The sequence below is a fragment of the Streptomyces sp. NPDC054932 genome, assembly GCF_053610205.1.
The window spans coordinates 1-13,120 of sequence record NZ_JBSGXU010000214.1; the positions used below are offsets into that span (position 1 = coordinate 1).

Consider the following 13,120-nt stretch of genomic DNA (forward strand, 5'->3'; position numbering starts at 1 on the left):
CCTCGTCTCGACGCCCTCGGCTTTCGCGCGCGTGTTTTGTCTGGGGGGCTGGTATATGTGTCTCCGCGCGAGCTTGGGTTGTATGTTCGCGCGGCCCCGCGCCAAAAGACCTAGGCGAGGGCGCTCAGCCCCGGTACGAAGGCGACCAGCAGCGGGATCGCCGGGACGAGCGTGGCCAGCGCCGTCAGCCGCAGCCGGCGGCCCGGGGACAGCCGGGGCGCCGCCGACAGCAGTCTGCGCACCCGCTGGGGAACGTGCGCGTGCTCGGTCGAGGAGGTCCCGAACACCCCCCGGTCCTCGTTGAGTCCGACCAGGGCCAGCGCGATCGTCAGCCGTCCGAACCGCCGGGAGGCCACGTCGTCGGCGGCCATCTCCACCAGCCGGTGCATCTCCGCCTCGAAGGCCGCGAAGACCGGCACCTGCGGGAAGCCCCGGGCCAGCGCCCGCGAGCAGTGCAGCAGCCAGTCGTGCCGGGCTGCCGCGTGCCCCTGCTCGTGCGCCAGGACCGCGTCCAGCTGGCTGCCCTTCAGCCGGCCCAGCGCCGCCGTCGTGACCACCAGCTGCGGGGCCGCACCCGGCAGCCACCAGGCGTCCGGCCGCGGACCCTCCAGTACGACGAGCCGCGCGCCCGCCGGGTCCTCCCCGGGCAGCAGCGGGGCCCGTACCAGCAGTTCGCTGCCCTGCGCGCGACGGCGGGCCCGGGCCCGCAGCACCTCACCGGTCAGCATCGCCGCGGTCCACAGTCCCCCGCCCGCCAGCGCGAGCGCGGTGACGGCCGCCCAGGGCCCACCGGACGCGCCCAGGGCGTAGGCGTCGACCACCCCGTGCGGGGCGGCGGCGAAGAGCCGGCCCCGCACCGCCTGCCAGGCGGCCGCCGCGCTCAGCAGCATCGACAGCCCGAAGCACAGCAGCACCGCGCCGACGACGCACTGCCACACCCACAGGGCGACGACCGGCTCGCGCTCGGGCCATCGGGCCCGGGCCAGCAGACGGGGGGCGAGCACCGCGGTCAGGGCGCCGAGCAACAGGAGAGCGGCGGGGACCATCATGGTCGCCAGCCTATGAGCGCGGGACTACCTGCGGGTACGCCCTCGGGGCATTGGTGACGCAGGACACGTCCGCCGGCGCCGTCACATCGCGAGCAGCATGGCCAACATCCCCATTCCCATGGCGAGTCGGCAGGCACGGATGAGTTCGCCGGGTCCGCTCCCGCCGGGCGCCGCCGCGGGGCCGGCGCCGCCGTCCGCCGTGATCAGCCGGGTCCCGCCGAGCATCACGTACCCGGCGTAGTAGAGGAGCAGCGCCCCGGTCAGCAGCGGCAGCCCGGCCCCCTGCGCGTGCCCCTGCCCGTGCCCGTGCCCGGACCCGGGCCAGGGCCCCGCCATCAGGGTCATGTAGACCATCGTCAGCGACCCCACCAGGTGGTGCGCGTGGTGCATTCCGCCCCGCAGCAGCCACGCGGCGTGCAGGGCCGCCCCGCAGAAGACCACGGCCAGCACGGGAACCCGCCACCCGTCGCCGCGGCCGAGGGGCACGGCCATCAGGGCCATTCCGATCCCCATCACCGCCTCCCCGGCGACCGCGCCCGAACCGCGCACCCGCCGCAGGCAGTACGCACCGCTCACCGCGCACAGCAGCACCAGCAGCCAGGAGGAGACGGAGTCGGCGAGGGAAGTGGTGGAACCGTGCACGGCGGAACCTCCCGGTTCGTCGGCGTCACGGGGAGAGATGCCCCTCTCACAGCACCCTCACGCGGCTCCGGGATACGCTCTCCCTGCCTTCCCGGTATGTCATATGCCGCCGCACTGAACGGAGCGCCCGATGTCGACCGCCCAGCCTGCCGCCCTGAGTTTCCGCAGCGCCGTCGAAGCAGACGTACCGGAACTGGTGGTGCTCGTCGAGTCCGCGTACCGCGGGGACGCGAGCCGGGCCGGCTGGACCACCGAGGCCGACTACCTGGACGGGCAGCGCACCGACCCGGACGGGGTCCGCGCGGTGATCGCCGGCTCGGACGGGGTGCTGCTCGTCGTCGAGCGCGGGGGCGAACTCGTCGCCTGCTGCCAGCTCGAACACCGCGGCGACCACGTCTACTTCGGGATGTTCGCCGTCCGCCCCGGGCTCCAGGGCGGGGGCCTCGGCAAGGAGATCCTGGCCGAGGCCGAGCGCCGCGCCCGCGAGACGTGGGGTGCCAAGGAGATGCGGATGACGGTGGTGAACGTACGGGAGGAGCTCATCGCCTATTACGTGCGCCGCGGTTACCGGCGCACCGGCGAGCTGAGCCCCTTCCCCTACGGTGACGAGCGCTTCGGTGTCCCGCTCCGCGACGACCTCGCCTTCGAGCTCCTGGTCAAGTCGCTCTGATCCGGAGCCCGGAGCCCGGAGCCCGGAGCCCGGAGGGCGTCAGGCCGTCAGGCGGTGAAGCGGCCGGTGCTGCGGATCTCCGGGAAGTCCGTGGCCGCGCCGTCCAGTCCGAGCGCCCGCGCGAGCCGCAACAGGTCCAGGGTGTCGACCGCCCGGCCCGTCACGCGCAGGCCCGCCGCGTGCGCCGCCTCCACCGTCTCCAGGCTGAGCCGGTCGATGTCCACGGCGATCGTCGCGGCGCCCGCGACCAGCGCCCGGTCCACGACGGACCGGGCATCGCCGACGGGGGAGACGGCGTGCAGGACGGTCCGTACGCCGGGCACCAGCCGGGCCGTCTCGGCGAGCACCGCCTCCTGGTCGGAGGCCACCTCGACCCGGGAGGTCAGGTCGCGGCGCAGGATCAGCTCCGCGAGCACCGCGGCGGTGGCCACGTCACCGACCACGGCCTGCAGCGGTGTCCGGACCGCGTCCAGGACCTCCTCGAAGAGCGGTACGCGCTCGCCCTGACCGGCGTCCAGCTCGCGCAGCTCGGCCAGGGTCATGTCGGCGACGGCCCCCGAGCCGTCGGTGGTCCGGTCCACCTCGGGGTCGTGCACGGCGACGAGGGCGCCGTCCTTGCTCAGGCGCAGTTCCAGAGCGATCACGTCCATGCCGCAACGTTCCGCTCGGAGGTACGACCGCAGGGTGTTCTCCGGTTCGACACCCATGACCCCGCGGTGACCGATGGTGAGGAAAGTCAAGGTTCTCTCGCTTCCGTCGACGGCGGCTCCCCGCGCGGCTGCGGTGTCCCGACCGGCCGCGCGCGATGAGGACGCATGCTAGTGCGCCGCGGGTGCGAAGGGACCGGGCGTGCACGCCTCCGGAAGAGCGCCCCGGCCGCTTCCCGCCAGGGTTGTGCGCCCCTCCGGCGCCGGCGGCGCACGTGACGCGTCACCCGGGCGTGGGCGCGTCCCCGGTGGCTTGACGACCCTGGTCCGCCGGGGCCTGGGCGAGCCCGTCGAGGTCGGTGAGCAGGGCCTCGGCGAGTTCCAGTTCGGCCAGGTGCTGCCGCTCGCTCCAGCGCAGGGCGAGGGCCGGGAAGGCCCATTCCGGTACGCCGCCGGCGTGCTCCATGGCCTCCCGTACGGCGGCCAGCTCACCCCGGGTGCGCTCCAGGTGCTCGCCGACCATGGCGCGCAGCCGCTCCGGCTCGGCCAGGTGGCCGAGCCAGACCCGCAGCAGCAGCCCGTGCTTGAGCACGGGGGGACCGGCCTCGCCGGTGTCGGCGGCCCAGCCGGCCAGTGCCTCGCGCCCGGCGTCCGTGATGGCGTACCGGCGCTTGGCCCGCGCCTCCTCGGGCCCCGAGCGCGCGGAGGCCGCGTAGCCGAATTCCTCCAGACGGCGCAGCTCCGCGTAGATCTGGCTGATGGCCGGTGACCAGTAGAAGAAGCGCAGCGAGGAGTCCGCCCACTTCTTCAGCTCGTAGCCGGTCCGCTCGCCGGGAAAGGAGAGCAGGCCGAGAACGGCCCACGCGGTCGGCGGTAGCTCTTGCTTCTTCAGGTTCTGACTACTAGTCATATTCCTAATAGAAGTAAGACCGGGCACGGGACGCAACCCTGGAGGCACCGTGAAATTCTCCGTCATCTTCGAGGCCCAGCTCGCCGACCCGACGGTGGAGCGGGAGCACCAGCTCATCCGCGACTGCGTCGAGCAGGCCGTGCTGGCCGAACGCATGGGATTCGACCGGATCTGGGCGGTCGAGCACCACTCGCTGAAGTGGTACGCCCACATGAGCGCCCCCGAGATCTTCCTCAGCTGGGTCGCCGCCAGGACCAGCACCATACGCATCGGCCACGGCGTCGTGTGCATGCCCTTCAACTTCAACCACCCGGTGCGGGTCGCCGAGCGGGCGGCCATGCTCGACCTGCTCTCGGGAGGGCGCCTCGACCTCGGGGCCGGACGCGGGGGCACCGAGCAGGAGACCTCGCTGTGCGGGGTGGACCGGGACCGCACGACGGCCGAGGTCGAGGAGGCCCTGCGGATCATCGGCAGCGCCTGGCAGGAGGAGGAGCTGGAGTACCACGGCGAGCTGATCGACATCGACCCGCACCCGATCCTGCCGCGGCCGCGCCAGGCGCCGCATCCGCCGCTTTTCCTGGCGTGCAGCCGGGGCGAGACCCTGGTCCAGGCGGCCGAGCTGGGGATCGGGGCGCTGGTGATGGGGTTCGCCGGGCCCGGGTCCATCGCGGGGATGCGGTCGGTCTACGACGCCGCGATCGCCGGGCGGGACGGGAGCCGGTTCGTCTCCACCGTGGTCAACGACCACTTCTCCGTGCTGTGCCCGACGATCGTGCTCGACGACCGGGAGGAGGCGCGGCGGATCGGCACCCGCGGGCAGCGGTTCTTCGCCCAGTCCATCGGCCACTGGTATGGCGGGGCGGGCATCCCGGACGAGGCCGTGGTCGCGGGCGCCGACGAGGACGCGGAGATGCGCAGGGCCGCCGAGCAGGTGGTGGCCCGGCTGCACGAGCTGGACATTCCCGTCCGGCCGACCTCGACAGCCACCTTCAATGCCGACCACGCCTACGGGAGCGCCGACGACGCCATCGCATACGTGGAGCGGCTCAGGGAGGCCGGCGCCGACGAGGTGATGTGCCTGATCCAGATGGGCACGGTGCCCCAGGAGGCATGCCTGGAGACCTTGCGGCAATGGGGCGAGAAGGTCATCCCGCACTTCCGGGCCGTGTGATGTGCGCCTCTGTCGCCCCCCGGGCCCCGCCCGCCCCGGCCCGTCCGGAGGGCGGCCACGGGCCGGGGAATCCTTGGCGCAGTTGGGCGGAGTGGCCGCTTCCGCACCAATGGACGGGAAGACTTCCGGTGAAAGTGGGGGTGACGCAGGATAATTTCCGGAGTTCCCTCTTGAGTGGAAGAGCCTCGCACGCATACGCTGCCCGTACGTGAGGTTCTCCTGTGGAGGAAGTGACATGACGGAAACTCTTGTGCCCGGTACCGGCGGCGCCGTGATATCCGCTGGAGCGCGGGTGGTCGACCACCCCGCGTGGCCCGAGCTCAAGGCCGCCGTGGAGGAGATCCGGCCCTGGCAGGCCAAGGACGGCTCCATCGACTTCGAGGTCGAGGGTGCGCACGGCCGCGCCACCGTCCTCGCCGCGCTGGAACGCGTGATCGGGGCCGTCGAGACGCTGTCGCCGCTGCTCCCGCACGGGGCCGCGTACCACCGCGCGCTCGTCGCCGACCTGCGCAAGTGGGCCGCGGACGACTTCAAGGTGCCGGACTTCCTCGACTCCCTGCTGGCCTTCCACCCGGCCGCCGAGCGCGCCGACGGGCTCCAGCACCTCGTCGTCTTCCCGATGTACACGCAGAACGGCAACCTGGACCGCAACCTGGAAGCCGTCGTGCTCAAGATGGTGTGGCCCGAGTGGCTCGCCGAGCTGGAGCGCACCCGGTACGACAACCCGCTCTTCCTCGGCATCACCTTCGAGGACTTCACCCCGGGCTACGACACCCACTCCGCCGTGCTCTTCCCGGAGACCATCGCCGTGCGCGAGGCCCCCGAGCGCTTCACCTGGGGCGGCATCTTCTGCGACCGCGAGGCCGCCCGCTACCGCAAGGTGACCGAGGCCGCCGTCGACATCCTGGGCATCGACCTGCCCGAGGACATCGCCCGCATGGTCGAGGACCAGGAGCGCTGCGAGAAGGCATTCGTCCTGTGGGACATGGTCCACGACCGCACCCACAGCCACGGCGACCTGCCGTTCGACCCCTTCATGATCAAGCAGCGCCAGCCGTTCTGGATGTACGGCCTGGAGGAGCTGCGCTGCGACCTCACCGCCTTCAAGGAGGCCGTGAAGCTGGAGTCCGAGGGCAACGAGCACGGCCGTGACGTGCAGTACGCCGTCCTCTTCGACCGGATGTTCCGCTTCCCCGTCTCCGGCGACCGCAACCGCAACTACGACGGCCTCGGCGGCCAGCTGCTCTTCGCGTACCTCCACAAGCACGACGTCGTGCGCTGGACGGACAACAAGCTGAAGATCGACTGGATGCGCGCCCCGCAGGTCACCAACCAGCTCTGCGCCGAGATCGAGGACCTCTACCGGGCCGGCATCGACCGCCCGAAGCTCGTCCACTGGTTCAAGGCCTACGAGCTGGTCTCCACCTACCTCGCCCCGCACCCGGGATCCAAGTGGGCCAAGGGCCCCGACGCCCTGGACATGACGCAGCCGCCGCGCAAGCTCGTCGACGACGTGCTTCCGGACGAGTTTCCGCTCAGCATGTTCTTTGAGGCGCTCGCCAAGAAGCTCAAGGGAGTGATCGCCTCGACCAAGGGCATCACCGCCCTGAACGCCGATCAGGCCGAGCGAGTCGCCGCGTGAGCACTCGCCCACAGGAGGCTGCACAGATGAACGGCTCCGGGAACGGCAACGGAAAGCTGCACGGAGCGGTGGTGGCGGTGGCCGGGGCCGGCGGGCCCGCCGGCCGCGCCACCCTGCTCCGCCTCGCCGAGGCGGGTGCGGTGGTCATCGCGTCGGACGCCGATCCGGCGCGGCTCGCGGAGGCCGTGGACGCGGCGCGCTACGCCCACGGTGGCGCCACCATCACCGGTGACACCGTGGACCTGCTCGACCTGGACGCCACCAAGGCCTGGGCCGAGCAGACCGAGAAGGAGTTCGGCCGGATCGACGGCCTGGTCCACCTCGTCGGCGGCTGGCGCGGCAGCAAGACCTTCACCGACACCGACCTCGCGGACTGGACCTTCCTGGAGAAGCTCCTCATCCGCACGGTCCAGCACACCTCGCTCGCCTTCCACGACGGGCTGCTGCGCAGCGACCGCGGCCGCTACGTGCTGATCAGCCAGTCCGGGGCGCACAAGCCGGTCGCCAACAACGCCGCGTACAACGCGGGCAAGGCGGCCGCCGAGGCGTGGACCCTGGCCATGGCCGACTCCTTCCGCAAGGCGGGGGGTGATGAGGGTCCCGGCGCGGCAGCTGCGATCCTGGTCATCAAGGCACTGGTGCACGACGCGATGCGCGCCGAGCGTCCCAATGCGAAGTTCGCGGGCTTCACCGACGTGACGGAACTGGCCGAGGCCATCGCCGGCGTCTGGGAGCGGCCCGCAATCGATGTGAACGGACAGCGTCTGTGGCTCACTCCGCAACCGTGAGAACCGAGGCCGGGAAGACCGACGCCCGGCGCCACCACGACCCGGCGGTGCGAGGTTTCGCGAGCGACAACTACGCGGGGGTGCATCCGGAGGTTCTGGCTGCCATCGCGCTCGCCAACGGCGGCCACCAGGTCGCCTACGGCGAGGACGACTACACCGAACACCTGCAGAAGGTCATCCGCAGCCACTTCGGGCCGTACGCGGAAGCCTTCCCGGTCTTCAACGGCACCGGCGCGAACGTCACCGCCCTGCAGGCGATGACGGACCGCTGGGGCGCCGTGATCTGCGCCAAGAGCGCCCACATCAACGTGGACGAGGGCGGCGCGCCGGAGCGGATGGCGGGCCTCAAGCTGCTCGCCGTCCCGACCCCGGACGGCAAGCTCACCCCCGAGCTGATCGACCAGGAGGCCTGGGGCTTCGAGGACGAGCACCGGGCCATGCCGCAGGTCGTGTCGATCACCCAGAACACCGAGCTGGGCACGGTCTACACCCCGGACGAGATCCGGGCGATCTGCGAGCACGCCCACGGGCTCGGCATGAAGGTCCACCTCGACGGTGCGCGGATAGCCAATGCCGCGGCCTCGCTCGACGTGCCGATGCGCGCCTTCACCAACGCGGTCGGCGTCGACGTGCTGTCCTACGGCGGCACCAAGAACGGCATGATGTTCGGCGAGGCCGTGGTGGTGCTCAACCCGGACGCGGTCCGGCAGATGAAGCACATCCGCAAGATGTCGATGCAGCTCGCGTCCAAGATGCGGTTCGTGTCGGTGCAGTTGGAGGCCCTGCTCGCCAAGGACCTGTGGCTGCGCAACGCCCGGCAGGCCAACGCGATGGCGCAGCGGCTCGCCGCCGGCGTCCGCGAGACGGACGGCGTGGAGATCCTCTACCCGGTGCAGGCCAACGCGGTGTTCGCGCGGCTGCCGCACGAGGTCTCGCGGCGGCTGCAGAAGCGTTTCCGCTTCTACTTCTGGGACGAGGCCGCGGGCGACGTCCGCTGGATGTGCGGTTTCGACACCCAGGAAGAGGACGTGGACGGCTTCCTCCAGGCGCTGAAGGAAGAGCTGGCACGCTAGTACGGCCACACAGGGTGCTGCATAACTATTCCCTCGACCGTAAATCTATTGATCTACGGTCGGGGGTTTCCCTATGCTCCGGCCATGCAGCTGATCCAGCAAACTTCAGACATTCACGCCTACTTGGCGTCCGATGAGGCGATCGACCACTGGAATCCGGTCGTCCAGGAAGTCGCCGACACCCTCTGGCCAGCCACCGGTGACGCATATTCATACGCCGAGGCTGCCTACGACTTCGTCCGCGACACCGTCCCGCACTCGGTCGATTCCGGTGACCTCCGCGTCGCCTGGCGGGCGTCCGACGTCCTCGCCACGCGCAACGGCATCTGCCACGCCAAGTCCCATGCCCTCGTCGCCCTGCTGCGCGCCCAGGGCATTCCGGGCGGCCTGTGCTACCAGCGCCTCACGGACGACGACGGCACGAACCCCCTCGTGCACGGGCTGGTCGCGCTGCGCCTGCCCGGCAGCGCGCACTGGTCCCGCGTCGACCCGCGCGGCAACAAGCCGGGCGTGGACGCCCGGTTCGACCTCGACCGCGAACGGCTGGCCTTCCCCGTGCGTCCGGAACTCGGCGAGGTCGACCACCCCGAGGTGTACGCCGCCCCCCACCCAGCCGTGCTCAAGGCCCTTCGGGAGTCCGCCGACCGGACGCAGCTGTGGCGGAACCTTCCGACGGCTCTCTAGATCCGGTGCGGGTGGGCCGCCCGGGCGCCCGCACCGCCGTCAGGGCGTGCAGCAGTGCCGATACGAGCAGCAGTCCGGCGATCCCGGTCAGCAGCGCCGTCGCGGGCGCGTCCGCCGCGATCCCCACCAGGGCCGCCCCGGCCGACGCGGCCGTCAGCTTCAGCCCCGCGCCCAGGGTGAACACCTGCGTCCGCACCCCCTCCGGCGCGTGCTCCGCGCGGATCCGCAGCGTGGCCGTGAGCAGCGGCCCGTCGCACACCCCGGCCAGCGCGAACAGCGCCGCCGTCACGGCCACGGAGGGCGCGAGGGCGGCCGCCGCGAGGGCCGCCCCCGTTCCGGCCAGCGCCCACCGCACCAGCCGGTCCGGTGGCACGGAGGTGACCCGGCCCAGGGTGAGCGAGCCGCCCAGCGCGCCCACCGCGAAGGCCGTCATCAGCACGCCCCCGCCGCCCGGGCTGCCGAGCTCGGCGGCGAGCAGTACCGAGACGGTGGTGAGCGAGCCGATGCCGACGAAGGCCAGGGTCGTGGCCGAGGTGACGGCCCGCAGCTCGCGGACGCGCCACAGGGCCGCCAGACCGGCGCCCAGCCCGGCCCGGGGCGCGCCGGGGGCCCGGCCGACGGCCTGGTCCTCGTACGGGAGGGTGGCGGCCAGGGCCGCCGCCAGGGCTCCGGACGCGGCCAGGACGGCCATGGCGGGCCCGGCCGAGCCCAGCGCCGTGACCAGGCCGACCGCCGCCGGTGCGGTGACCGCCGCGGCGTTGTAGGTGGCGGCGTCCCAGCCGTACGCGCGGTCGCGCCCGGCTCCCGCCGGGACGAGGCCGGTGATCAGGCTGGACAGTCCGCCCGTCACCATGGGCCCGCAGGTGCCGCCGAGCACCGCCACGGCCAGCACCAGCGGCGCCGGGGCCCGGCCGAGCAGGAGGGTCAGCGCCGCCACGGCCGTCGCGAATCCGGCCAGGGCGCCGACGTGGAACAGTCGGGGCCGGCGGGTCCGCGCCGCCGCGGCGCCGGCGAGCGGGGCCGCCAGCACGTGCGGGGCCAGCCAGGCCGTCAGCACGAACGCCCCGTGCGCCGCGCTCCCGGTGCGCTCCAGTGCGAGCAGCACCACGGCCATGCCCATGCCCTCCGAGGCGATCCGCGCGGCCAGGGCCGCTGCGAGGTAGCGCCCGAATCCGCCCATGCGACCCCTCCCGGGTAGGGTGTAACGCGATAGTCCCGCAAGACGTTACGTCATGCGGGTGTACGGCGAAAGGACATGGGGATGGCGGACTCCCGGGGCGACTCCTCGGCCGCCCGGCGGCTGATCGATCTCGCCGAGGCGGTCCGGGTGACCCCCGAACTGCCGCGCGCCGAGCTCGCGCGACTGCTCGCCGGGCACGGGGAGCGCCCCGCCGACCTCACCGAGGAGGCGTTCCCCGAGGCGAGCGCAGGCGAACTGCGCGCAGCGGCCCGGCGGATGGCGGCAGTGCTCGGCGAGAGCGACGAGGACCGCGCCGCCGAGGCGATCAACGCGCTGTTCGAGGAGTGCGCCACCCGCCCCCGGCTGACCCGGCACGACGCCCATCCCTGGCACCTGCACGTCGACCGCGGTGAGGAGGCCGGCTGGGGCGACTGGTTCCTGGCCTCGGGCGCCCTCGCGCTCGCCCGACTGCTCACCGATTACGGGCGGATCGCCTGGGGAGCCTGCGCCGCCGAGGGCTGCGGGCGGTTCTTCCTCGCCACCGGGCCGGGGAGCGCGCGCCGCTACTGCTCCGGCAGTTGCGGCGCGCGAGCCCGGGTGGCCGCGCACCGGCGCCGCAAGCGCGAGGAGTGACCGGGATGATAGGAAACTTTCTTGTCAGACATCGTTGTCACTTGGCATGGGCATGAGTATCTTCGGGCCACCGGAACCCCTCCCACCGGAAGGCCCCCCATGCGTTTCGGAATCCCCGCCGGCCTCACCGCCCTGGCCCTCGGCCTGGCGATGACCCTGCTCCCCGCCCCCACCCTCGCGGCGCCCCCATCCGCCGCGGCCCCCGCACGGTTCGCCCACCCCGGAGTCCTGAACAGCCGCGCCCAACTGGACTTCGTACGCACCCAGGTGCAGGCCGGCCGGCAGCCCTGGAAGGCGGCGTACGACCAGATGCTGGCGAGCCGGTACGGCTCGCTCTCCCGCACCCCGAAGCCGCGCGAGGTCGTCGAGTGCGGCTCCTACTCCAACCCGGACAACGGCTGTTCCGAGGAGCGCGAGGACGCCATCGCGGCGTACAGCCACGCACTCGCCTGGTACATCACCCGGGACGCCAGGTACGCGAAGAAGTCGATCGAGCTGATGGACGCCTGGTCCGCGAAGATCAAGGACCACACCAACAGCAACGCACCGCTGCAGAGCGGCTGGGCGGGCTCGACCTGGCCGCGCGCCGCCGAGATCATCAAGCACACGTACACCGGCGGATGGTCCGGCCAGGCGCGCTTCGCGACCATGCTGCGCGACGTCTACCTGCCCGAGGTGATCAACGGGAGGCCGAACAGCAACGGCAACTGGGAACTGATCATGATGGACGCGGCCGTCGGCATCTCGGTCCACCTCGACGACCGTGCGAGCTACGACCGGGCGATGGCCGTCTACCTGGGCCGTGTCCCCGCCTACTTCTACCTGGCCGCCGACGGCGCGCAGCCCGTCTACCCGCCCCGCTCGTCCATCGACACCCGCGCCGAGCTGATCGACTACTGGCACGGCCAGAGCACCTTCGTGGACGGGCTCGCCCAGGAGACCTGCCGCGACTTCGGCCACACCGGCATGGGGATCGCCGCGGCCATGCACGTCGCCGAGACCTCGCGGATCCAGGGCCGTGACCTCTACCCGCAGTTCAAGGACCGGTTCCGGCACGCGCTGGGCTTCCACGCCACGTACGAACTCGGCGCGGCCGTGCCCTCCTGGCTGTGCGGCGGAAAGCTGACCAGGGGCATCGGCCCGGCGACCGAGGTCGGCTACAACGCCCTGCACACGCGGCTCGGCATCACCCTGGAGAACACCCGCAGGCTGACCGAGGGCCGCCGCCCGGCGGGCACCGAGAACCACTTCGAGGCCTGGGAGACCCTGACCCACGCCGACAACCCGAACTGAGGCCGGGGCTCTTCGATCCGTCAAGCCACGAGATGCAGGGGCATGACGCCGCGCGGGCGGGGAGGCGTACTGGAGGGGCCGTTCCATCCCTCCGTCAAGAGGAGAACAACCATGACCCGACCCTTTCGGATCCGGCGCCTCGCCCTGCTCACCGCCTCGACCGCCGTGGTCGCGGGAGGCGCACTGGTGCCCACGGCCGCTTTCGCCGCCACCCCGACGGCGCCGCACGCGGTCGTGGGGGACAGCGCCGACGACGGCAACAAGTCCAACCTGATGTGGATCGCGCCGCCCGGCAGCGGAAGCCTCTTCGAACGCTCCCCGGAGGAGAGCCTGCCCGACGGGGAGCCGCCGGCCGAGGAGGTGCCCCCCGAGACCCTGCCCGATGACGTCCTGCCCGACGGGGACGACAGCGGCGACTACGCCAACATTCCCGGCGAGCCGGACAGCGGCAGCGGCATCCTGATCGGCACGCCCGGGCCGGGCGACCCCCCTCTGCTCGGGACGGGGAACCCGGACGGGAAGCCGCAATGGCAGTGCGTCGCCGCCCCGTGCGGATCTCCCGGATTCTTCCTGCCCTGAGGCCCGGGCTCCGACGTGGGGCGCCCCCCCCCCCCCCCGGGCCGGGGGGGGGGGGGCGGCCCCCCGCGCCGCCGCGGGCGCCCCCCCCCCGGCGGCCCAGCTCCAGGGCGGTCGTCGTGACCATGACGATGACACCGAGCGCGGTGCCGGGGGAGTACC

The 13,120-nt window shown here is 72.4% G+C and carries 14 protein-coding genes; 9 read left to right on the top strand and 5 right to left on the bottom strand.

The annotated features are described in order from the left end of the window. Positions 1-110 precede the first annotated feature (110 nt). Together ACWGE1_RS35395 and ACWGE1_RS35400 are read right to left on the bottom strand one after the other, a co-directional pair. Positions 111-1,049 carry a M56 family metallopeptidase gene (locus tag ACWGE1_RS35395; protein ID WP_453424566.1) on the bottom strand — a complete coding sequence of 313 codons (939 nt, stop codon included), beginning with the start codon at positions 1,047-1,049 and terminating at the stop codon, positions 111-113. Between the two features lie 81 nt (positions 1,050-1,130). Next, positions 1,131-1,691, bottom strand: coding sequence for a DUF5134 domain-containing protein (locus ACWGE1_RS35400; RefSeq protein WP_453424567.1), 561 nt, complete (start codon positions 1,689-1,691; stop codon positions 1,131-1,133). 130 nt (positions 1,692-1,821) lie between these two features. On the opposite strand from ACWGE1_RS35400, the gene ACWGE1_RS35405 reads away from it, so the two are divergent. After that, the gene (locus tag ACWGE1_RS35405; RefSeq protein ID WP_453424568.1) at positions 1,822-2,361 is read left to right on the top strand and encodes a GNAT family N-acetyltransferase; all 540 of its coding nucleotides are present in this window, start codon (positions 1,822-1,824) and stop codon (positions 2,359-2,361) included. A 47-nt stretch (positions 2,362-2,408) separates the two neighbouring features. Here the strand turns inward: ACWGE1_RS35405 and ACWGE1_RS35410 are convergent, their stop codons facing one another. Both ACWGE1_RS35410 and ACWGE1_RS35415 read right to left on the bottom strand, forming a co-directional pair. Beyond that, a complete protein-coding gene (locus ACWGE1_RS35410) occupies positions 2,409-3,101 on the bottom strand; it encodes a glycerophosphodiester phosphodiesterase (RefSeq protein ID WP_453424569.1) in 693 nt (230 codons plus the stop codon). A gap of 190 nt (positions 3,102-3,291) precedes the next feature. After that, positions 3,292-3,918 (bottom strand): PadR family transcriptional regulator, encoded by a 627-nt coding sequence (locus ACWGE1_RS35415; protein WP_453424570.1) that lies wholly within the window; start codon positions 3,916-3,918, stop codon positions 3,292-3,294. 49 nt (positions 3,919-3,967) lie between these two features. On the opposite strand from ACWGE1_RS35415, the gene ACWGE1_RS35420 reads away from it, so the two are divergent. The 5 genes from ACWGE1_RS35420 (at position 3,968) to ACWGE1_RS35440 (ending at position 9,276) form a co-directional block, all read left to right on the top strand. Beyond that, positions 3,968-5,089 (top strand): LLM class flavin-dependent oxidoreductase, encoded by a 1,122-nt coding sequence (locus ACWGE1_RS35420; RefSeq protein WP_453424571.1) that lies wholly within the window; start codon positions 3,968-3,970, stop codon positions 5,087-5,089. A gap of 235 nt (positions 5,090-5,324) precedes the next feature. Beyond that, complete coding sequence (locus tag ACWGE1_RS35425; protein WP_453424572.1) at positions 5,325-6,731, top strand: DUF6421 family protein; 1,407 nt, start codon at positions 5,325-5,327, stop codon at positions 6,729-6,731. Between the two features lie 26 nt (positions 6,732-6,757). Beyond that, positions 6,758-7,519, top strand: coding sequence for an SDR family NAD(P)-dependent oxidoreductase (locus ACWGE1_RS35430; protein ID WP_453424573.1), 762 nt, complete (start codon positions 6,758-6,760; stop codon positions 7,517-7,519). After that, positions 7,498-8,592, top strand: coding sequence for a threonine aldolase family protein (locus ACWGE1_RS35435; RefSeq protein WP_453424574.1), 1,095 nt, complete (start codon positions 7,498-7,500; stop codon positions 8,590-8,592). The genes ACWGE1_RS35430 and ACWGE1_RS35435 overlap by 22 nt, the downstream gene beginning before the upstream one ends. An 84-nt stretch (positions 8,593-8,676) precedes the next feature. Further along, the gene (locus tag ACWGE1_RS35440) at positions 8,677-9,276 is read left to right on the top strand and encodes a transglutaminase-like domain-containing protein (RefSeq protein WP_453424575.1); all 600 of its coding nucleotides are present in this window, start codon (positions 8,677-8,679) and stop codon (positions 9,274-9,276) included. On the opposite strand, the gene ACWGE1_RS35445 is transcribed toward ACWGE1_RS35440, so the two are convergent. Then, positions 9,212-10,456, bottom strand: a complete 1,245-nt coding sequence (locus ACWGE1_RS35445; protein WP_453424576.1) for an MFS transporter — start codon at positions 10,454-10,456, stop codon at positions 9,212-9,214. The two genes, ACWGE1_RS35440 and ACWGE1_RS35445, sit on opposite strands and share 65 nt — an antisense overlap. Before the next feature lie 81 nt (positions 10,457-10,537). Here ACWGE1_RS35445 and ACWGE1_RS35450 point away from each other — a divergent pair, with 81 nt between their 5' ends. The 3 genes from ACWGE1_RS35450 to ACWGE1_RS35460 all read left to right on the top strand — a co-directional run bounded on the left by ACWGE1_RS35450 (position 10,538) and on the right by ACWGE1_RS35460 (position 12,961). Further along, positions 10,538-11,089, top strand: coding sequence for a CGNR zinc finger domain-containing protein (locus ACWGE1_RS35450; protein ID WP_453424577.1), 552 nt, complete (start codon positions 10,538-10,540; stop codon positions 11,087-11,089). 99 nt (positions 11,090-11,188) lie between these two features. Beyond that, positions 11,189-12,382: an alginate lyase family protein gene (locus tag ACWGE1_RS35455; protein WP_453424578.1), complete on the top strand. Its 1,194-nt coding sequence runs from the start codon at positions 11,189-11,191 to the stop codon at positions 12,380-12,382. Between the two features lie 111 nt (positions 12,383-12,493). Beyond that, complete coding sequence (locus ACWGE1_RS35460) at positions 12,494-12,961, top strand: hypothetical protein (protein ID WP_453424579.1); 468 nt, start codon at positions 12,494-12,496, stop codon at positions 12,959-12,961. Positions 12,962-13,120: the final 159 nt, after the last annotated feature.